We start from the raw sequence: 21,471 nt of genomic DNA on the forward strand, positions 1-21,471 counted from the left end.
GCTACCGGTCTTGCGACGGAGGCGGCGCGATCGCCCCACCTTGCCGCGATGCCATCGTTTCCAAGTCCGCCAGCTCTTGCAATGTGTTTATGTTCACGAACCAAAGAGGGTGCTCCATCGCGATATCGATGCGGCGCAGGCCGATCTTATCCGCAAATCGCGACACGCGGGGTGAGCCGGGGTTTGACAGGAACGCGCGCAGGGCGGCGCGATCGCTGACGCGCCACATGGCCGTCAGATAATGCGCCTGCCCGTCGCTGCGCGCGCAGGCGGGGGCGGGGATGAGCCGGCGCGAGAGGTCGGGCGGCAGGAACGGCGTGTCGCCCGGCACCGTCAGCAGCAGCTCGGCGCCTTGCCCGGCCGCCCAGTCGAGCCCGGCCAAAATGCCGGCGAGCGGGCCGCGCCCGGCAAAGGGACCGTCCGGCAGGACCGGCAGGCCATACCGGCCGAAGCGGCCGGGCTCGCCATTGGCGCTGATCGCCCGCAACGGTGTGTCCAGCCCCGCCAGCGCGTAGTCCAGCAACGGGCGCCCCAGCAGCAGGCGCAACGGCTTGTCGCCGCCGCCCATGCGGCGCGCCGCGCCCCCGGCCAGAACCAGCCCGGCGATCTGTCTCATGTTCGGGGAAGGAGGATGGGGCGAGCGATGGGACTCGAACCCACGGCATCCAAGACCACAACCTGGCGCTCTACCAACTGAGCTACGCCCGCCATCCAGGGGGCGGGGTGTAGGCCCGACGCGGCATCTGCGTCAAGCACCGTCCCTGTCGCAAGCCCGCCCGGGCGGCCGCGCAGCAGGCCTGTCGCGTGCCGGGCCATCGACCGTGCCGGGGGCTGCGTCAGGCCAGCAGCCCCTCGCGCCGCAGCGAACGGATCGTCGCGCGGAACGCATCGACGGTGATCGCCATCTCCTCGTCCCCGTGCGTGGCGGAAATCGTCCCGGACGGGCCGGAGTTCATGTCGACGCCGTTCACCAGCATGCCCATCCGCACCTTGGAGGTGATGCCGGCGCCGCGTGCCTTGCCGAGCATGGAGGGGGCGAAGTCGAGCGCGTTGAAGGTGGAAGGGGTGATGTCGGCATCGTCCGGGTTGGTATAGACGTGGATCCCGGAATAGGTGCCGTAGACGGCCCATTTCACGCCTTCATCCTCCAGCACCTCGTTCATCTTGCGGCGCAGTTCGGCGCCGAAAGCGTTGGCGCGGTCATTGGCATCGGTGTTCTGCAGGGTTTCCAGCGTGGCGATGCCGGCGGCGGCGGAGACCGGGTTCGCGTTGAAGGTGCCCGGGTGATAGATCTTCTCCAGCCCCTTGGCGGTCGTGACCTTGAAGTCCAGCCAGTCCAGCAGCGCCTTCTTGCCGACCACGGCGCCGCCCGGCAGGCCGCCCGCGACGATCTTCGCCAGCGTGGTCATGTCGGGGATGATGCCGCATGCGGCCTGCATGCCGCCGCGGGAGACGCGGAAGCCGGTGACGACCTCATCGAAGATGAGGATCGTGCCGGCCTGCCGGGTCAGGTCGCGCAGTACCTGCAGGAAGGACGGCAGGATCGGCATCTTTCCGAAGCTGGCGCCAGTCGGCTCGATGATGACGGCGGCGATGTCCTTGTGGTCGTTGAACAGGCGCGTGATGCCGTCCACATCGTTCGGATCGCACAGCAGCACACTGTCCGACAATCCATGCACCACACCGCTGGTCGGCGTGCCGTCGAAATGATTCGAGTAGCCGCTGGTCATGTGATCGTTCCAGCCGTGGAAGTGCCCGCGGAACCGCACGATCTTTTCCCGACCGGTGCAGGCGCGCGCCAGCCGCAGCGCCATCAGCGTCGCCTCGGTGCCCGAGGAGGTGAAGCGCACCCGCTCCGCCGAGGGGACCATCCGGGTGATCAGTTCCGCCCAGCGTACTTCCAGCTCATGGCAGGCCCCGAAATGGGTGCCGCGGTCCAGCGCCGCGTGGACGGCGGCCATGACGGCGGGATGGTTGTGGCCCAGGATCAGCGCGCCGTGACCGCCGAAATAGTCGACGTATTTGTTGTTGTCGACGTCCCATTTCACCGGGCCGAGCGCGCGTTGTATATACAGCGGATAGGGATCGAAATTGCGGCTGTCATGCGCGATCCCGCTGGGCAGCAGCTCCCGCGCCTTGCCTGCCAGCGCGGCCGAGCCGGGGGTCATCGCCTCATAGGTCGCGGTCAGGGTGGCGTTCGGCAGCGTGCTGGCTGACATGGCGGGATTCTCCTCAGAGTCGATAGCGTTCATTATACCGTTTCAGGAACTGGCGCACCCGCTCGGTCCGCGGTGCGCCGAAGATCTGTTCCGGCGGACCTTCCTCGACGATCACGCCACCGTCCATGAAGACGATCCGGTCGGCCACGTCGCGCGCGAAGCTCATTTCGTGGGTCACCACGATCATGGTCATGCCGTCGCGGGCGAGCTGCTGCATCGCCGCCAGCACTTCGCCGACCAGTTCGGGGTCCAGCGCCGAGGTGACCTCATCGAACAGCATGATCTTCGGGTCCATCGCCAGGGCGCGGGCGATGGCGACGCGCTGCTGCTGACCGCCGGACAGGCGGACGGGGTAGGCGTCCGCCTTGTCCGAAAGCCCGACCATGGCCAGCAGGTCCCGCGCCCGCTGCTCTGCCCTCGCGCGCGGCACGCCCCGCACGCGGACGGGGGCGGCGACGATGTTTTCCAGCACCGTCATATGTGGGAACAGGTTGTAGCTCTGGAAGACGATGCCGATCTGCTCGCGCGCCGCCGCAATGTCGCGCTCGGACATGCGTTGGCGCCTGCCGGCGCGGTCCAGCGCATAGCCGACCGGGGCGCCGTCCACGGCGACCGTACCCTCCTGATAATCCTCCAGCAGGTTCACGCAGCGCAGCAGCGTGGTCTTCCCCGATCCGCTGGGACCGATGACCACCACGGTTTCGCCGCGCGCCACGGTCAGTGACACGCCGCGCAGCACCCGGTTGTCGCCATAGCGCTTGACGATGCCGGACATCGCCAGCATCGGCCTCGGCAGGGCGGTGTCAGTGGCCGGTGAGGGCTCGACGTTCAAGATATTTTCCATACAGCGCCAGGGAATAGCAGATGACGAAGTAGATGGCGGCGGCGGTTATGAAGATCTGGAACGGTGCCAGGGTGCGCTCCACCACCTCCCGGCTCGCCATGGTCAGTTCCCACAGCCCGACGATGGAGACCAGGGAGGTCGCCTTCACCAGGTTGACGCACAAATTGATGAAAGGCGGCGCGGCCAGGCGCAGGGCCTGGGGGAAGATGACGATGCGCAGCATCTGCCCGCGGCTCATGCCCAGGCTTCTGGCGGCGTCCCACTGCGCCTGGGGCAGCGCCTGGATGCCGGCACGGAACGCCTCGCTCATGAACGCGGCGTAGTAGCAGGCCAGCACCAGCACCACGCCCCAGAACGGCGGCAGGTCGATACCGGTGAGCGGCAGCAGGTAATAGACGAAGGTCAGCAGCACCAGCAGCGGAATGCCGCGCAGCAGGAGGATGTAGAAGAGGACAGCCGAGCGGGTGGCGCGGCGGCCGAAGATCTGGGCCAGGGCCAGCAGGACGCCCAGCAGCGTGGCGGGGATCACGGCGGTGCCGGCCATCAGCAGGGTCATGCCGGCACCGCGGAACAGGTACCAGTAGCTGTGTAGCAGCGGCGCGAACGTCTTCATCATGACGCGAAGGCCAGTTGCCGTTCGGCGATGCGGGCGCCCAGGCTGATGATGGTGGTCAGCACCAGGTAGATCAGTGCCACCGCGAAGAACACGTCATAGGTATTGGCCGACGATTCCACCCAGACCTGCGCCACCTTCATGATATCCATCACCGCGATGGCGGCGACCTGGGCGGTGTCCTTGGTGATGCTGATCGCCTGGTTGGCCAGCGGTGGGACCACCCGCGCGATCACCTGTGGCAGGATCACCACGCGATACAATGTCCAGCGGCGCATGCCGAGGGCGCGCCCGGCCTCATATTGCCGTGCGGAGACCGATTGCAGGCCGCCGCGATAGATCTCGGCCACGTAGCCGCCATTCTGCAGGCACAGCGCCAGCAGGCCGGAGGTAAAGCCGCTGAACGCGAACCCCGCCATCGGAAAGCCGAAATAGACGATATACATCTGGATCAGCAGCGGCGTGTTGCGCACGATCTGGATGTAGGCGCCAGCCAGCCAGCCCAGCGGCCCCCGCGTCATGTGCGCGAGGGCGACCAGCAGGCCCCAGACCAGGCAGATCAGCATGGTCAGCACCGACAGCTCGACCGTGACCAGCGCGCCCTGCAACAGATCCGGCAGCAGGCGCGCGAGGAAGTTTAGGTCGATGGCCATGCCGATGGCGGCTTAGTATTTGTTGAAATCATAGCCCCGCTGCGGGGGCGGGTCCTTGTGCAGCCATTTCTGGTACCACGCCACGTATTGCGGGTAGCGGGAGCCGGAGCGCAGCTCGCCGACCCAGGTATCCAGGAACAGCCACCACTTGAAGTCGCCGGGCTTCATGAAGATGGCGTCCTGCTGGACATAGGCGAAGGGCGTACCGTCCACGTTCAGCCGCATCAGGTCGTCGTTTTCATGTTCGTAATAATCAGCGATCGGCTTGTCGATGTTGAACGCCGTGGCGCGGCCGGTCTTCACCGCCAGGAACAGCGCCGAGGGGCTGTCCAGCAGCAGCAGCCTGGCGTTCGGCAGCAACTGCTTCGCCCGCTCGATCGCTGGCGGCACGTTCAGGATGGCATAAGTGAATTTCGGGTCGTTGAGCTGGGCGAAATCCTTGATGCCAGCATCCTTGCGGGCGATCAGGCTGTTGCCGGTGTCCAGGTACGGCCGGGTGAACGCGATACGCACCGCGCGATCGGGGAAGATCGTCGTCGAGCACAGGCCGAAATCCACCTTGCCCGACAGCGCCGCCGGGAAGCGGCCATCGGACTGCACGACGACGAACTCCACCTTGTTCTCATCGCCCAGCAGGTCCTTGGCGATCTGGTGGGCCATGTCGATCTCGAATCCGACCAGCTTGCCGTTGTCATCGACATAGGCCAGCGGCGGTGAGGTGCTGTAGGTGGCGACGATGATCTTGTCGCGTTTGAGAACGGTGTCCAGAAGTGAGTCGTCTGCCCTGGCCGCGGCAAATGCCGTGAAAAGCAGCAGCGCGGAGAGCGCGGATCGTAGCAGAGTTTTCATCCCATCCCCCATTGCGGATGGGACGTTGCGAAAACCGTGCCGCGCGTTTCGGGGATTGCACCGATGACGCGGAGGTGGCCGATCGTCCATTATTGGCGGGCATGAGCACAACCCTGGCAGGATCGGCACGATCCCGTCCTGGCCCGGCTGCGCGAATGGGTCTCGCCGGGCGCCCGCGACGCGTGGCGGCGGACAGCATAACCGGGCCACGCCATTTCAGGGCTTGCCGCGCACCCGCCGCTTCTGCCCAGATACGCGCCGTTCAGACAACGGGCGCTTTGGCATATGTGGCAGTTCTGGATCGACCGCGGCGGCACCTTCACCGACATCGTCGCCCGCCATCCCGACGGCAGCCTGTCCACCCACAAGCTGCTGTCCGAAAACCCGGAACGCTACCAGGATGCCGCCATCGCCGGCATCAAGTCGGTGCTGGGCATCAAGCTCGACGAGCCGATCCAGGCCGGCCGGATCGAGGCGGTGAAGATGGGCACCACCGTCGCCACCAACGCGCTGCTGGAGCGTAAGGGCGACCGCACCCTGCTGCTGGTCAATCGCGGCTTCGCCGATGCGTTGCGCATCGGCAACCAGGCGCGGCCGCGGCTGTTCGACCTCGCCATCACCCTGCCGACCATGCTGTACGAACGGGTGGAGGAAATCGGCGGCCGGGTCGCCGTGGATGGTTCGGAAGTCGAACCGCTGGATGAAGCCCAGGCCCGCGCCGTGCTGGCCGAGGCACGTGCAGCCGGCATCGCCGCCTGCGCCATCGTGCTGATGCACGCCTGGAAATATCCGGACCACGAGCGGCGCCTGGCGGCGCTGGCGCGGGAGACCGGATTCACCCAGGTCTCCGCCAGCCATGCGGTGAGCCCGTTATTGCGCCTGGTGCCGCGCGGCGACACCACCGTCGTCGATGCCTACCTGTCGCCGATCCTGCGCCGCTATGTCGACCAGGTGGCCGGGGAGCTGCCCGGCACGAAGGTCTACTTCATGCAGTCCAACGGCGGCCTGACCGCGGCGGAGAATTTCCAGGGCAAGGACGCCATCCTGTCCGGACCGGCCGGCGGCATCGTCGGCGCCGCGCGCACCGCCGGCATGGCGGGGCTGGACCGGATCATCGGCTTCGACATGGGCGGCACCTCCACCGACGTCGCGCTGTATGACCGCGGCTTCGAGCGCGCCTTCGAGACGGCCGTCGCCGGTGTGCGCATGCGGGCGCCAATGATGGCGATCAACACGGTGGCGGCGGGTGGCGGCTCCATCCTGCATTTTGACGGCGCCCGCATGCGTGTCGGGCCGGACTCCGCCGGCGCCGATCCCGGCCCGGCCTGCTACCGCCGCGGCGGTCCGCTGGCGGTCACCGACGCCAATGTCTGCGTCGGCAAGATTCAGCCGCGGCATTTTCCGGCGATCTTCGGCCCGAACGGGGACCAGATGCTGGATGCCGAGGTGGTGCGGCGGAAATTCGGCGAACTGGCGCGGGAGATCGGACAGGCGACCGGCGAAGCCCGTTCCGCCGAGCAGGTTGCGGAGGGGTTCCTGCGTATCGCCGTGGCCAACATGGCGAATGCGATCAAGCAGGTCTCGGTGCAGAAGGGGCACGACGTCACCCGCTTCGCCCTGCAATGTTTTGGTGGCGCCGGCGGCCAGCACGCCTGCCTGGTGGCCGACGCGCTGGGGATGGAAACGGTGTTCATCCACCCCTATGCCGGCGTGCTGTCCGCATATGGCATGGGCCTCGCCGACCAGACGGCGATGCGGGAACAGGCGGTGGAAATCGCCCTGTCGGCGGAGAACCTGCCGCAGGTCGAGGCACTGGCCGACAAGCTGGCGGCCGAGGCAACCGAAGCGCTGGCGGAACAAGGGGCTACGGCCGCCTCGGTCGCTATCTCGAGAACCGTCCACCTGCGTTATGCCGGCACCGAGGCGGCACTGATCATCAAGCTGGCCGATCTGGAGACGATCCGTGCGGCATTCACCGAGGCGCATCGCCTCCGCTTCGGCTTCGCCACGCCGGACCGTCCGGTGGTGGTGGAGACCGTCGCCGCGGAGGCGATTTTTCCCGGTGAGGCCGCACGCGAGGCGGCGCTGCCCCGGCGGAGCGAAGGCGCCCCGAAACCGATCGATCACGTCGACATCTTTACCGGTGGCGAGTCCCGCCAGGCCCCGGTGCTGGATCGCACCGCGCTGCTGGCCGGCGACCGCATCCCCGGCCCGGCCCTGATTCGCGAGGCCAACGCCACCACCGTCGTGGAGCCCGGCTGGACCGCCGAAATCACCCCGCTCGACCACATGATCCTCCGCCGCACGGAGGCTCGGCCCGACGCCGTCGCCGCCGATACCGGCCGGCCGGATCCGGTGCTTCTGGAGCTGTTCAACAACCTGTTCATGAACGTGGCGGAGCAGACCGGCGCGGTGCTGCAGAACACGTCCATGAGCGTGAACATCAAGGAACGGCTGGATTTCTCCTGCGCCATCTTCGATGCCACCGGCAGCCTGGTGGCCAACGCGCCGCATGTGCCGGTGCATCTGGGCGCCATGGGAGAAAGCGTCCGCACCGTGCTGGCGCACCGTCGTGACACGTTGAAGCCCGGCGATGTGGTCGCGCTGAACAACCCGTTCAACGGCGGCACGCACCTGCCGGATGTCACTGTCATGACACCTGTCTTCAACGAGGCGGGGACGGAGATCCTGTTCTTCGTCGGCAGCCGCGGTCATCATGCCGATATCGGCGGCATCACGCCCGGGTCGACTCCGCCGGTCTCCCGCACGCTGGAGGAGGAAGGCGTCGTCATCGACGATTTCCTGCTGGTCGACGGCGGCCATTTCCGGGAGGAGGCGTTCCGGGCGCTGCTGAACGGCGCGAAATATCCGGCCCGCAGCCCCGACGTGAACGTGGCCGACATCAAGGCGCAGGTGGCGGCGAACGAGAAGGGCGTGCAGGAGCTGCGGCGCGTGGTCGGGCAGTTCGGCTGGCCGGTGGTCAGCGCGTATATGCGGCACGTCATGGACAACGCCGAGGAATCGGTGCGCCGCGTGATCGACCGGCTGGGGTCGGGACGTTTCGACTACAAGATGGACAACGGCCGCACCCTGGCCGTGTCGGTCAGCGTCGACAAGGCGAGCCGCAGCGCGGTGGTGGATTTCACGGGAACCGGACCGCAGAACGAGGGAAATTTCAACTCGCCTCCGGCGGTAACGCGGGCGGCGGTGCTGTACGTCTTCCGCTGCCTGGTAGGCGATGACATCCCGCTGAACGATGGCTGCCTGAAGCCGCTGACCCTGGTGATCCCGCCCGGCACCTTCCTGTCGCCGCATCCCGGCGCGGCGGTGGTCGCCGGCAACACGGAGGTCTCTCAGGCCACCTGCAACGCCATCTTCGGCGCGCTGGGCGTCATTGCCTGTTCCCAGGCCACGATGAACAATTTTCTGTTCGGCGATGCCACCCGCCAATACTACGAAACGATCTGCGGCGGCACCGGCGCCGGACCCGGCTTCGACGGCACCTCGGCGATCCAGACGCACATGACCAACACGCGTATGACCGATCCGGAAGTGCTGGAGCTGCGCTATCCTGTCCGGCTGGAGCAGTTCGCCATCCGCCGCGGATCAGGCGGCGCGGGGAAATGGCGTGGCGGTGACGGCGCGGTGCGCCGCGTCCGTTTCCTGGAGCCGATGACGGCGGTGATCGTCTCCTCCCGCCGCACCGTGGCGCCGTTCGGGCTGGATGGCGGCGCCGATGGCGCGCCCGGCCTGCAATGGGTCGAGCGTGCCGATGGCGTGCGCCAGGTGCTGACTGGGACCGACAGCGCGGAGCTGCGGCCCGGCGATGTCTTCGTCATCCAGACGCCGGGTGGCGGCGGATTCGGGCGCGCCGCCTGATCCGGCATGGACGCGGGGTGCTGGTCACGTCCCCGCCGCCCAGGCGTGATCATGCACCAGCCCGTCGTCATACTGCTCCGCCTGGCGCAGCAGCATCACGAGTGGCAGCGACCACGCGGTCGGCCGGGCGTGCGGGGCCTGTGACGCCGCGGCACTTGCCCAGTGGTGGCCATGCACGAGGCCGTCATCGCACCGCTCCTCGGCCGGCGCCCTGGTGTGCGGCGCAGGGCGCGGCGGCCCCGCCTGCATCTCCGTGTCCGCCCAGCGATGGCCATGGACCAGGCCATCATCGTCCCGTTCGTGGCCCGGCACGGCCTCGATCCCAAGTGAGGCGACGCCCTCGGCTGCTCCCTCATACCGGCGGGCGACGGTGTCGCCATGGCGACCGGTGGCGAAACCGTCCGGGGTGCGGAAAAGGGTGGTGCGCATCGTCGGGTCCTCCAGCTTTCAATTGCTCCGTTGGTGAATAATTGACATGCTGGCGACGGGTTGGAAGGGCGAAAACACCCGGATATCCGCAATCCCGTGACTGACTTCACTGCCTTGTCGCCAGATTTGTAAAGGTTGTAAACAAGTGAGAGAGAGGGGTCCGAGACCCGCCATGCACACCGCCTTCTCCGGCGCGCCGCCTGCCGTCGCGGCCACTGCCGCAATCCGGGCCCCGGCGCGAAGGCAGCCTGCATGAGCCGTACCCTGATCGGCCGCACCGTCCGTCGCCTGCGCTCGGAGCGGAACCTGTCGCAGCAGGCGCTGGCCGCCTCGCTGGGCATCTCCGCCAGCTATCTGAACCTGATCGAGCACGACCAGCGGGCCGTTACCGCTTCCCTGTTGATCAAGCTGGCAGAGACGCTGCGGGTCGATCTGCGGGAGCTTTCCGGTTCGCAGGAACGCCAGTTGGAGGTCGGGCTGCGGGAGGCGTTTGGCGACCCGCTGCTTGGCGTGGAGGCGGTGCCTCATCCCGAAGTGGAGGCCATCGCCGCCGGCAGCCCGCATGCCGCGCGGGCGATCCTGGCGCTGTACCGCGCCTGGCGTGTAGCGCGGGAGGATGCCAGCGGCATGGCGCTGCCGTCCGGCCGGCGGATCATCCTGCCGAATGAGGAGGCGCGGGACTTCTTCGACGAGCACTCCAACCACTTCCCGGCGCTGGAGACCGCCGCCGAGGCGCTGGCGGCGGAACTCGCGCCCGGCACGCCGTCGGAGATGAACCATGCGATTGCGGAACGACTGCGCCGGGTTCATGCGGTAACCGTCTCGGTCCAGCCGCTGGAAGGCGCGCTGCGCCGCTACGACCCCGCCACGCGCAGCCTGGCCCTGTCGGAAAACCTGCCGCGCCAGAGCCGCGGCTTCCAGATGGCGTTCCAGCTGGCTCTGCTGGAGGCCCGTGACGCCGTCGAGGCGGCGGTGCAGGAGGCGTCGCCGAGCACCACGGAAGCAGGAATGCTGATCCGGATCGGATTGCTGAATTATGTCGCCGGGGCGCTGCTGATGCCGTACGCGGTGTTTCGCGGCGCGGCGGCTTCGTTACGGCATGATATGGAACTGGTCGCCGCGCGGTTCGGCGTGTCGTTCGAGCAGGCGTGTCACCGCCTGTCGACCCTGCAGCGTATCGGCCAGCGCGGCGTGCCGTTCTTCTTCCTGCGCGTCGATCCGGCCGGTAATGTATCAAAACGATTTTCCGCCGCCGGCTTTCCGTTCGCACGTTTCGGCGGCTCTTGCCCCCGCTGGGTGGTGCACACCGCGTTTGCCCAGCCCGCGACGGTACAGGTGCAGGTGGCGGAACTGCCGGATGGCACCGCGTTCCTGTGCTTCGCCCGTACCGTCGCTCCGCCGGCGGTGCGCTATGGTGAGCCGCGGCCGATGCATGTCGTGGCGATGGGCTGCGCGCTGGCGAATGCCGGCGAGGTCGCCTATGCGGACGGGCTGGACCTGGAGCGATCAAAGATCGGCATCGGCCTGTCCTGCCGCCTCTGCGATCGGCAGGACTGTTACAGTCGTGCCTTTCCGCCTCTGGAACACCGCCTGGCGCTGGATCCCCTGACGGCCGGTTCCTCGCCGTATCGTTTTGAAGCGAGGCGGCGGTGACGGCGCCGGGCCGGAAAGTCCGGGGATACATCGCGTGTGGATCGATCTCTTTCCCAACCAAAAGCCATTGCCTGCGGGACTGGCGCCTAGGCGTCATCTATGCCTAGGATTTCGCAAAAGACGGATTTGGGAGGAACAGATGTCCATGGCTGCCTCGGCGGTCGACCAGCTGGAACAGGCGACCATGCGCCGTGTCTTCTGGCGGCTGATGCCATTTTTGATCATTGCCTATCTGCTTTGTTATATCGATCGTGTGAATGTCGGTTTCGCCTCCTTGCAGATGAACAGGGCGGTCGGCATCGATCCGAAAACCTATGGCCTGGGCGCCGGTATCTTCTTCGTCGGCTATTTCATCCTGGAAGTACCCAGCAACCTGGCCCTGGCCCGCTTCGGTGCCCGTACCTGGATCGCGCGCATCATGATCTCCTGGGGCATCGTTTCGGCCGCGTTCGCGCTGATCGGTGGCCCGACTTCCTTCCTCATCCTGCGTTTCCTGCTCGGCGCGGCCGAGGCCGGGTTCTTCCCAGGGGTCATCCTCTATCTGACCTACTGGTTCCCGTCGGAGTACCGCGCGAAGATCGTCGGCATCTTCATGGTGGCGATCCCGGTCGCCGGGCTGATCGGCTCGCCGATCTCCGGCGCGATCCTGGGGCTGGACGGCGTGCTTGGCCTGGGCGGCTGGCAGTGGATCTTTATCCTGGAAGCCGTGCCGACCATCCTGCTGGGCATCGGCGCGTTCGTCTGGCTAACCGACCGGCCGGAACATGCCGACTGGCTGCGCCTGGACCAGCAGCGCTGGCTCATGACGAAACTGGAAGCAGAGCGTCAGCGTGCGCCGCGTGTCGAGCATCAGTCGGTGTGGCGGATCATGACCAACCGCACCGTCCTGATGATGGCGCTGGTCTATGCCGGGGCGTCCGGTGCCTCGACCTCGCTGGCGCTGTGGATGCCGCAACTGGTGAAATCATTCGGGCTGACCAACTTCCAGACCGGCCTCGTGAACGCCGTGCCCTTCGCGATCGCCGCGGTCTGGATGGTGATGTGGGGCCATAGCTCCGACCGCTCCGGTGAGCGGGTGTGGCACAACGCGCTGCCGCTGCTGTGGATGGCACTGGCGATGGTGGCGACGTTCTGGGTAACCAACAATCTGTGGCTGACCATCGGTCTGCTGACGCTGATCGCCGCCGGCACCTATGCCAGCAAAGGCCCGTTCTGGGCGCTGTCCTCCGAATGGCTCGGCCCCGCCGCCGCGGCCGCCGGGCTGGCGCAGATCAACGCGCTGGGTAACCTGTCGTCGTTCTTCTTCAACTGGATGATCGGCTGGATCAAGGACGAAACCGGCAGCTTTTCGCTGGGGATCATGCCGATCGCGGTCGTATCGGTGACGGGCGTGTGCTGCCTGCTGGTCGCCGGCTGGCGCCAGCCACGGACGACGGCGGTGCGAGTGTGACGTGCCAACGAGGCACCAGTGACGGGGCGCCGGTGATCAGGCGCCAGTGACCAGGGGCCAGTGACCAGGGGCCAGTGACCAGGGGCCGCATTCGCCCCCGGCCCGGCGGCTACCGTGCCTGGGCGCTGGCCTCCGACCGCGTGGCGCCGGCGCGGGCGGCCAGGGCGGCGGCCATGAATGCATCCAGGTCACCGTCCAGCACCGCCGACGGATTGCCGGTTTCCACGTTGGTGCGCAGGTCCTTCACCAGCTGGTAGGGCGCCAGCACGTAATTCCGGATCTGGTGCCCCCAGCCGATATCGGTCTTGGCGTTCTCCTGCGCCGCGGCGGCCGCCTCGCGCTTCTGCAGCTCCGCCTCATACAGCCGCGCCTTCAGCATCGCCATCGCCTGCGCCCGGTTGCGATGCTGGCTGCGGTCGGTCTGGCAGGCGACGATGATCCCGGTCGGGACATGGGTGATGCGGATGGCGCTTTCCGTCTTGTTGACGTGCTGGCCGCCGGCCCCCGATGCGCGGTAGGTGTCCACCTTCAGGTCGGACTCGTTGATCTCGACCTCGATGTTGTCATCGACCACCGGATAGACCCAGACACTGGCGAAGCTGGTCTGCCGGCGGGCGTTGGAATCGAAGGGGGAGATGCGGACCAGGCGGTGAACCCCGGCCTCGGTCTTCAGCCAGCCATAGGCGTTGGGACCGCTGACCAGCAGCGTGGCGGACTTGATGCCGGCCTGCTCGCCCTCGGACTCTTCCAGTAGCTGCACCTTGTAGCCGTGCTGTTCCGCCCAGCGCATGTACATGCGCATCAGCATCTCGGCCCAGTCCTGTGCCTCGGTGCCGCCGGCACCGGCATTCAGTTCGATATAGCAGTCATTGGCGTCGGCCTCGCCGGACAGCAGGCTTTCAATCTCGCGCCGCTTCGCCTCCTCGGCGGCGGCGCGCAGCGATGCGGTGGCCTCGGCCAGCATCGCCTCATCCCCGTCCGCCTCTGCCAGCTCGATGAGTTCCAGCGCGTCGGCGACCTCCTGCTCCAGCTTCGTCACGCCTTCCATGGCGGAGGCCAGCTGGTTGCGTTCCCGCATCACTTTCTGGGCGGCGGCGGAGTCGTTCCACAGCGCCGGGTCCTCGGCGCGGTTGTTCAGGTCGGCGAGACGGGCTTCGGCGGCATCCCAGTCAAAGATGCCTCCTCAGCAGCGCGATCGACTGCTTGATCTGATCGTTGAGGGCGTCGGATTCGGCGGACATGGGATCACTGGCGGTTCAATGGAGGCGGCTCAATACAGGCCGCCCAGGTTGGTATCAACCCCGCCGGGAGCCGGACCGCCGCCACCGCCACCGGTGTCGCCGCTGCTGGCCACGCCGCCGCCGCCGCCACCGATGGTGCCGGCCGAGGCGCCCGGCACCTGGCCATCCTTGAAGGCATCGGTCCGGGGGCCGTGCCCGGTGTCCCACTGGGCCATGGTGACGCCGGGCGGCATCGGGAAGTTCAGCACCGGTCGTCCCTGTAGCGCGGTGGTCATGTAGTCGCGCCAGATCGGCGCGGCCAGCCGGCCGCCGGTCTCGTTATTGCCAAGCGAGGCGGGTGTGTCGAAGCCCACCCATACGGCGGTGACGATGTCGGGCGTGAAACCGGTGAACCAGGCGTCGTTGAAATCCTGCGTCGTACCGGTCTTGCCGGCGATCGGCCGGTTCAGCCCTTTGCCGGCCTCATAGCCGGTGCCGCGCTGCACCACGCCCTGCATCATGGTGACCAGCTGGAACACGCTGGCGGCATCGGCAATCTGCTTGCGGTCGTCGGTCAATGTCGGCGGCGTCGCCGCATCGCCGCAATTGTCGCAATTCAGGCCTGGCGCGCGCATCACCACATGCCCGTCGCGGTCCTGCACGCTGTCGATCAGGGTTGGCACGACTTCCCGCCCCGCCATGGCAAAGGATGCATAGGCGCCGGCCTCCCGCAGCACCGTCGTGTCGACGGCCCCCAGTGCCGCGGGCAGCACCTTGGGCATGCTGTCGACCATATGGAAGGCAATGGCGGTGTCGGCCACCGCCTGCATGCCGACATGCTGCGCCACCCGCAGCGTCACGAGGTTCAGCGACTCCTCCAGCGCGATGCGTAGCGGCGTCGGCCCATTGAAGGTCAACTCATAGTTGCCCGGCCGCCAGCGCCCGTCCGGCGTGTCGACTACCAGCGGCGCATCCATGAAGCGCTGGCTGGGGGAGACGCCCTTTTCCAGCGCGCTCAGATAGACGATCGGCTTGAAGCTGGAACCCGGCTGCCGCTGCGCCTGGGTGGCGCGGTTGAACTGGCTCTGCTCGAAGCTCCAGCCGCCGACCATGGCCAGCACGCGGCCGGTGCGCGGATCCATCGAGACCAGCGCGCCCTGCACGGTGGGGATCTGCCGCAGCACCAGCCGCGATGCCGGCGGCGCGGCCGGTTGCTTGCCCTTGGTGGCGATCGGCGGCGGCGCGGCGGCGGACGCCGGCGGCTCCACCATCACCACATCGCCCGTTTGTACGACATCGGAGATGCGCCGCGGGGCCGCGCCCATCTTGCCGTCGCGAACCGGCCGCGCCCACCCCAGGTCGGAGAGCATGAGGGTGCCGGAGCGGCGTTCGCCGGCCGGATCGAGCCAGACCAGCCGAGCCTCCTGGTCCGAGGTGGAGGCGACCACGGCAAGACGCCAGGCCGGCAGCATGCCGGCCGGACGCTGCACCTCACCCAGCGCTGCCGGCCAGCGCGTGTCGAAGTCCGTCGGAGCCAGCATCAGGTGCCCGACCGGACCACGCCAGCCGCCATAGCGGCGATCATAGGTTATCAGCCCCTCACGCAGCGCCTTGTCGGCCGCGGCCTGCAGCACCGGGTCCAGGCTGGTGCGCACCATCAGGCCGCCTTGCGTCGTCATGTCGCCGCCGAAGCGCGCGATCAGCTGGCGGCGCACTTCCTCGGTGAACCAGTCGGCGCCGGGGATCGGCGGCGGACGGCGGAAGGCCGAGGGTACGATCGGTTCGGCCTTCGCCGCGGCGGCCTGCTGGGCGGTGATGATCCGGTCGTCCAGCATGCGGTCCAGCACATAATCGCGCCGCGCGCGGGCCGCGTCCGGGTATTTGAACGGGTTGAAATTGTTCGGTGCCTTGGGCAGCGCTGCCAGGAACGCCGTCTCCGCCAGGGTCAGTTGATCCAGCGGCTTGTTGAAATAGGCCTGCGCCGCCGCCGCGACGCCATAGGCGCCCAGGCCCAGATAGATCTCGTTCAGGTAGAGTTCGAGGATACGGTCCTTCGTCAGGTTCTCCTCGATCCGGGTGGCCAGGATGGCCTCCTTGATCTTGCGCGCCATCGACATCTGGTTGTCCAGCAGCATGTTCTTCGCCACCTGCTGGGTGATGGTGGAGGCGCCGACGGGCCGCTTGCCGCTGCCGTAATGCGTCAGATCAAAAACCGCCGCTCGGGCGATCGCCAGCGGATCGACACCGGCATGGGTATAGAAATTCTGGTCCTCGGCCGAAATGAAGGCCTGCCGCACCAGCGGCGGGATCGCGGTGATCGGCACGAAGATACGCCGTTCAGTCGCCAGTTCCGTCAACAGGCGGGAATCGCCCGCGAACACGCGGCTCATGACCGGCGGCTGGTAGTTGCGCAGCCCATCCACATCCGGCAGGTCGGCGCTGAAATGGCGATAGGCGATCCATATCGCGCCGGCGCCGGCGATTCCCACCAGCACGACGATCGCCAGCATGGCGCCGAACAAGCCGTTCACCGCACGTACCAGCAGGTTCGGCTTGCGCTTCCGCGGCCGCTTCGACCCCGTCTGATGCGGACCTTGCGTGGACGGTTCGGATGATTGTTGGGCGCCGCGGCGCGAGGCCGGTTGCGGTGACAGACGCTCACCGGCGGTCAGGGGGCGTTTCATGGCAGCGGTATGGGAGGTTTTTCAGCTCTGGGGAAGCGAAGAGATCACGACGCATAATCTCATTATTTGCATGAGTCGTCGTCTTGATCGGGCGGTTGCGGGTGGCGTCAGCCGGTCGTCCATGGCTTCCAGGCGCTCAGCCGCGCGGCGTCGGGTGCCCAGGGATCCGCTCCCCAGACGGCTGCCGTCTGCCGTTGCGCCACGAAATAAGCATCGACCGCCCGCTGCATCGCCTGGGCCACCATCATGCGGTGCCTGGCCTGGCGCAGCGCCGCCTCATCGCGGGGGTTGGACATGAAGCCCATTTCCACCAGCACGCTGGGGATATCCGCCGCTTTCAGCACCACGAACCCGGCGTGGCGCGCCGGGTTGGGCAGCATCGGCAGGTCCTGGTCCAGGTTGCCCACCATCTGGCGGGCGAGGCGTACCGACCCGGCCCGAGTCTCCCGCCGTACCAGGCTGGACAGGATCTGCGCCACCTCGGGCGAGGTGCCGTGCCATTGCTTGCCCAGGAAGCGGTCCGCGCTGTTCTCGGTCCTGGCCAGGGCTGCGGTCTGCGCGTCCGACGCCGTCTGCGCGAGGGTGTAGACCGAGGCGCCACGCACCGAGTGATCGGCCAGCGCATCGGCGTGCATCGACACGAACAGTGCCGCGCCTTGCCGCTGCGCCCGATCGACCCGGTCGTCCAGCGGGATGAACACGTCGCGGGATCGGGTCAGCGCCACGCGATAGCGGCCGCTGGCTTCCAACATGCGCTTCAGCTCCTGCGCGGTGGCAAGGGCGATCTGCTTCTCATAGGTGCCGGACACGCCGATCGCGCCCGGATCCTTGCCGCCATGGCCAGGGTCCAGCATCACCAGCGGCCGGTCCTGCAAGGACTGGGCGGCGGGCGGCTTGGGCCGCCGAGGCGGGGGAGGATGAGCGCCGGGGTGACTCCGCGTGGCGGCCATCGCATCGTGCAACGCCGCCGGCAACAAGAAGGTGCCGAACACAGACGCGCCGCCGGAAAAGCGGCGCAACAGCAACCGTCGGGTAACCGGCAAGTCATCCATGACTCGGCTCTTAACAGACAGGGTTGAGAGATGCACCTTAACTTCTTGAAAACGGCGGCTTCATGGCGCTGCAACACGACTCGCTTGCGGCGGCGGTGCATTTGATCCATTTTAATGACGCTTCGGTGGTGCAACCGGGGCCTGTGCGATCCGCGCGGGTCTCGGCTCCTTCGGCGGGGCTAGGTTCGATTTCGCCACTCTGGGGAGAGCGGGTGGCGAACGGCAACCAGCCGCCGGCAGCGTCAGTTGTATCGCCGCTATTGGGCGCGCCCGCCCGCAGGTAAGTCCGCACGGATGGCGTCCGTGGGCAGTCAGGCGCGCCGGCCGCCGCGTCCCGTCAGGGTTCGTCCCGCTGGGGCAGGCGGGCAATGCTTTCACACGGGGGCAGGGGGCCTTTTACGGTCCACTCCGTCCGAATGTCAGGAACTGATGAAGAACGCCGTCTTCCATCCGTCCAGAATTGGACTTTCACCCGACATGCCGGGTGGCGGATGGCGCGGCCAGCACGGTCATCGCGCCTTTCCTGCCGTCGTCAACGGGCCCCTTCTCACAAGCCTATCAAGCGGCCGTCCGGCCTCGGCCCGTCAGGGAGTGCACCCTGGCGGCGGGTCCGGCCGACGGTCCGCGTACCGGAGCTCAGGACTAGATGACGAAGCGCATGTTGATCGACGCCACGCACGCGGAGGAAACCCGCGTCGTGGTGCTGGATGGAACCCGGCTTGAAGATTTCGACGTTGAGACGTCCACCAAGAAGCAGCTGAAAGGCAATATCTATCTCGCCAAGGTCGTCCGTGTAGAACCCAGCCTGCAGGCGGCATTCGTCGAATATGGCGGGAACCGGCATGGCTTCCTCGCCTTCAGCGAAATCCACCCGGATTACTACCAGATCCCGGTCGCCGACCGGCAGCGCCTGCTGGAACTGCAGGCCGAGGAAGCACGGCGTGAAGAGGAAGAGGCGGAGCTGGAGCTGGCGCTGAGTCACACGCCCGACCAGCCCGAGCCCGATGCCGACGACCAGGAAGCGGCCTCCGGGGATGCGGGCGCCGCGTCCAGCCGCGATGCCGGGCCGGAAGCGGCGGCTCCGGAGCCCTGGGCGCTGCCGGCGACTCCCTTGCTGATCTCGCGGGAAACCATTGTGTCCGCGCCGGTGGACGCAGGTCCGGGGGAGGCGATCGGCGCGGTCGCATCGGCGCCGGGCACCGCCGAGGCGTTCGCCGCGCCGGTCGTCACCGACGCGGTAGCCGGCGATTGGGCGCGGCCTTCCACCCCCAGGCTGTTGGCGGTGCCGCAACCTCCGGTGCTGTCCGTTGTGGGTGATGACGACGCGGGCGAGGAAAATGATGATTTCGATGCGGCCGAGGATGCACCGCCGCCGGAAATCCTCGGCGGGGCCGACCAGGACAGCGCCGATGATTCCCGCGAACGCCGCCTGACCTCCCGTTTCCTGCGCAACTACAAGATCCAGGAGGTGATTCGCCGCCGCCAGATCCTGCTGGTCCAGGTGGTGAAGGAGGAACGCGGGACCAAGGGTGCCGCGCTGACCACCTATCTGTCGCTGGCCGGACGCTTCGGCGTGCTGATGCCGAATTCGCCGCGGGGGGGCGGCATCTCCCGGAAGATCACCTCGGCCGCCGATCGCCGTCGCCTGAAGGAAGTCATGGCGGAGCTGGACATCCCGCGCGGCATGGGCCTGATCGTCCGCACTGCCGGCGCAAACCGCCCGAAGCCGGAGATCAAGCGCGACTTCGAGTATCTGTTGCGGCTGTGGGACGACATCCGCGAGCACACGCTGAAATCGGTCGCTCCGGCATTGATCTATGAGGAAGCCAGCCTGATCAAGCGGGCGATCCGCGACGTCTATTCGCGCGACATCGACGAGATTCTGGTGGACGGTGAGGAAGGCTGGCGCGCGGCGCATGAGTTCATGCGCATGCTGATGCCGTCCCACGCCAAGAAGGTGCAGCTTTGGCGCGACGCCAGCTCCCCCGGGGGGCAGCCGCTGTTCGCTCGGAGCCAGGTGGAAGCGCAGCTGGATGCCATGCTGTCGCCCACCGTGCAGCTCCGCTCCGGCGGCTATCTGGTGATCAACCAGACCGAGGCGCTGGTGGCGATCGACGTGAATTCCGGCCGCTCGACGCGGGAACGGAATGTCGAGGAGACCGCCCTGCGCACCAATCTGGAGGCGGCGGACGAGGCCGCGCGCCAGTTGCGCCTGCGCGACCTGGCCGGCCTGATCGTCATCGACTTCATCGACATGGAGTCAAAGCGCCACAACGCGATGGTGGAGCGCCGGATCAAGGAGGCGCTGAAGAACGACCGCGCCCGTATCCAGGTTGGCCATATCAGCCATTTCGGCCTGCTGGAAATGAGCCGGCAGCGCCTGCGCCCCTCACTGGCCGAGACCAGCTTCATCCCGTGCCCGCATTGCGGTGGCACCGGCCATGTCCGCAGCACCGAAAATGCCGCCATCCACGTGCTGCGCGGCATCGAGGATGAAGGCGGCAAGCGGCGGGCCGCCGAGATCGTGGTGCACTGCGCGACGCCGATCGCGCTGTACCTGCTGAACCACAAGCGCGAGCGGCTGCGCGAGATCGAGTTGCGATATCACATGCATGTGATCATCGCCGCCGACGATACGCAGACGGCGGCGCAGTTCCGCATCGACCGGGTGCGTGCCCGCGCCCCCGAGGATTTCCCGGTGGCAGTGACGCCGGACCGGCCGGTGATGGTGCCGCCGCCGGCGGACATCGACGCCGAGGAAGAGGATCTGGTCGCCTCGGAAGACGAGGAGGAGGGCGACGAGGAGGCGCGGACCGACTCGGAGACCGCGGACGGAGCGGAGGACGGCAATCGCCGCCGCCGCCGCCGTCGTCGTCGTCGTGGTGGCCGGCGGGAGGATGAGACCGAATCCGCCGTCGCGGCCGCCGATGAGGACGATGCGGCGGGGGCCGAAACGGGTGCCGAGGAGGTTGGCGCCGAGGCCGACATCGTGCATGCGGCACCGCGTGAAGCGGAACGCCGGGAGCCGGAAACGGAAATGACACCGGAGCCGGTGGCAGAGGCAGTTGGCGGATTCGCGGCGGAAACGCGGGAAGGATCGCAGGGTGAGTCCCAGGCGGAAGCGTCCGCCGATGCGCAGGGCGACGAGGAGTCGCGGGCCCGTCGTCGTGGCCGGCGCGGTGGCCGCCGTCGGCGGCGGGAGGGTGAGGGCGAGATTTCGCCTCTGGCCATCCCTGGCGCGGAGCAGCCGGATATCGCATCGGCCTATGTCGGTCCAACCCCGGCCAATCCGTTCGGCGGCCAGGTCTTCGACATCTTCGATGTGATGGAGCAGGTGGAAATGCGCTCCACCCCGCCGAAGCAGCAGGCGGCCGCAATCGTCAATGTATCGGCGCCGGAACCCGAACCCGAAGCCACCCCTGGGCCGGTATCGGATGAGGCGCCGGTCAGGATCGCGTTCGCCCCAAAGGGGGCTATCGGAGAGGGGGCTGTCGGGGCGCCCACCGGGCAGCCCGCCGGTGCAGAAGCACCGGGTTCGGAGGCGTCTGCCGCGGGTGAGGCCAACCCGACGGCGCCCCCAGCAGATGCGCCGGTGTTGGAAACCGCGGTTGCGGATGTCGGCGACGTGGCGGCTGACGCAGCGCAAGCCCCGGCGGTTGACACCCCTGTTCCGGCCGCGTCGGTGGAGATCCACAATGCTGCCGCGCCAGAGCCGGACTCATCGGAGCCGGACTCGTCGGTGACGGCGGTCGGACCGGCATCGTCCGTTGCGGACAACGATGCCGAACCGGAATCGTCGCCGCAGCCGGCGCCGCATATCGAACCGCCGCCCCCGACACCGGCGATCCTGCCGATCCTGGTCGGGGCCGGTGATGCGCCGGCGGCGGAGAAGAAGCGCGGCTGGTGGCGGCGGTAGGGCACGATCG

General features: G+C 67.6%; 14 protein-coding genes and 1 tRNA gene. 4 read left to right on the forward strand and 11 right to left on the reverse strand.

The annotated features are described in order from the left end of the window. Position 1: 1 nt before the first annotated feature. The 7 genes from mobA to VHC04_RS10980 all read right to left on the reverse strand — a co-directional run bounded on the left by mobA (position 2) and on the right by VHC04_RS10980 (position 5,178). Positions 2–616 carry a molybdenum cofactor guanylyltransferase gene (mobA, locus tag VHC04_RS10950; protein WP_325681014.1) on the reverse strand — a complete coding sequence of 205 codons (615 nt, stop codon included), beginning with the start codon at positions 614–616 and terminating at the stop codon, positions 2–4. A 16-nt stretch (positions 617–632) separates the two neighbouring features. After that, positions 633–708: transfer RNA gene (locus VHC04_RS10955), tRNA-His, on the reverse strand. A gap of 128 nt (positions 709–836) precedes the next feature. Beyond that, the gene (locus VHC04_RS10960) at positions 837–2,219 is read right to left on the reverse strand and encodes an aspartate aminotransferase family protein (protein WP_325681016.1); all 1,383 of its coding nucleotides are present in this window, start codon (positions 2,217–2,219) and stop codon (positions 837–839) included. A gap of 13 nt (positions 2,220–2,232) precedes the next feature. Continuing rightward, positions 2,233–3,003 carry an amino acid ABC transporter ATP-binding protein gene (locus tag VHC04_RS10965; protein WP_325681347.1) on the reverse strand — a complete coding sequence of 257 codons (771 nt, stop codon included), beginning with the start codon at positions 3,001–3,003 and terminating at the stop codon, positions 2,233–2,235. Positions 3,004–3,022: 19 nt separating this feature from the next. Continuing rightward, positions 3,023–3,679: an amino acid ABC transporter permease gene (locus VHC04_RS10970; RefSeq protein WP_325681018.1), complete on the reverse strand. Its 657-nt coding sequence runs from the start codon at positions 3,677–3,679 to the stop codon at positions 3,023–3,025. Next, a complete protein-coding gene (locus tag VHC04_RS10975) occupies positions 3,676–4,329 on the reverse strand; it encodes an amino acid ABC transporter permease (RefSeq protein ID WP_325681020.1) in 654 nt (217 codons plus the stop codon). The genes VHC04_RS10970 and VHC04_RS10975 overlap by 4 nt, the downstream gene beginning before the upstream one ends. A gap of 12 nt (positions 4,330–4,341) precedes the next feature. Beyond that, positions 4,342–5,178 carry a transporter substrate-binding domain-containing protein gene (locus tag VHC04_RS10980; RefSeq protein WP_325681023.1) on the reverse strand — a complete coding sequence of 279 codons (837 nt, stop codon included), beginning with the start codon at positions 5,176–5,178 and terminating at the stop codon, positions 4,342–4,344. A 285-nt stretch (positions 5,179–5,463) separates the two neighbouring features. On the opposite strand from VHC04_RS10980, the gene VHC04_RS10985 reads away from it, so the two are divergent. Beyond that, a complete protein-coding gene (locus VHC04_RS10985; protein WP_325681025.1) occupies positions 5,464–9,057 on the forward strand; it encodes a hydantoinase B/oxoprolinase family protein in 3,594 nt (1,197 codons plus the stop codon). Positions 9,058–9,081: 24 nt separating this feature from the next. On the opposite strand, the gene VHC04_RS10990 is transcribed toward VHC04_RS10985, so the two are convergent. Next, on the reverse strand, positions 9,082–9,486 hold the full coding sequence (locus tag VHC04_RS10990) for a hypothetical protein (protein WP_325681027.1): 405 nt from the start codon (positions 9,484–9,486) through the stop codon (positions 9,082–9,084). A gap of 252 nt (positions 9,487–9,738) precedes the next feature. Between VHC04_RS10990 and VHC04_RS10995 the strand changes: the two genes are divergently transcribed. Further along, positions 9,739–11,139 (forward strand): helix-turn-helix domain-containing protein, encoded by a 1,401-nt coding sequence (locus VHC04_RS10995; protein ID WP_325681029.1) that lies wholly within the window; start codon positions 9,739–9,741, stop codon positions 11,137–11,139. A 145-nt stretch (positions 11,140–11,284) separates the two neighbouring features. After that, on the forward strand, positions 11,285–12,589 hold the full coding sequence (locus VHC04_RS11000) for an MFS transporter (RefSeq protein WP_325681031.1): 1,305 nt from the start codon (positions 11,285–11,287) through the stop codon (positions 12,587–12,589). A 109-nt stretch (positions 12,590–12,698) separates the two neighbouring features. Here VHC04_RS11000 and prfB read toward each other — a convergent pair. From prfB to VHC04_RS11015, 3 genes are all read right to left on the reverse strand, one after another. Next, positions 12,699–13,830 (reverse strand): peptide chain release factor 2 gene (gene prfB / locus VHC04_RS11005; RefSeq protein WP_325681033.1). Its coding sequence is split into 2 segments (ribosomal slippage): positions 12,699–13,760 and positions 13,762–13,830, totalling 1,131 coding nucleotides; the frame shifts between segments, so codons are not numbered across the junction. 29 nt (positions 13,831–13,859) lie between these two features. Continuing rightward, on the reverse strand, positions 13,860–16,493 hold the full coding sequence (locus tag VHC04_RS11010; protein ID WP_325681035.1) for a penicillin-binding protein 1A: 2,634 nt from the start codon (positions 16,491–16,493) through the stop codon (positions 13,860–13,862). A 107-nt stretch (positions 16,494–16,600) separates the two neighbouring features. Then, the gene (locus VHC04_RS11015; RefSeq protein ID WP_325681037.1) at positions 16,601–17,545 is read right to left on the reverse strand and encodes an N-acetylmuramoyl-L-alanine amidase family protein; all 945 of its coding nucleotides are present in this window, start codon (positions 17,543–17,545) and stop codon (positions 16,601–16,603) included. A 646-nt stretch (positions 17,546–18,191) separates the two neighbouring features. Between VHC04_RS11015 and VHC04_RS11020 the strand changes: the two genes are divergently transcribed. Then, positions 18,192–21,461: a ribonuclease E/G gene (locus tag VHC04_RS11020; protein ID WP_325681039.1), complete on the forward strand. Its 3,270-nt coding sequence runs from the start codon at positions 18,192–18,194 to the stop codon at positions 21,459–21,461. Positions 21,462–21,471: the final 10 nt, after the last annotated feature.

It is taken from the genome of Rhodopila sp. (assembly GCF_035548095.1).
Taxonomy (GTDB): Bacteria; Pseudomonadota; Alphaproteobacteria; order Acetobacterales; family Acetobacteraceae; genus Rhodopila.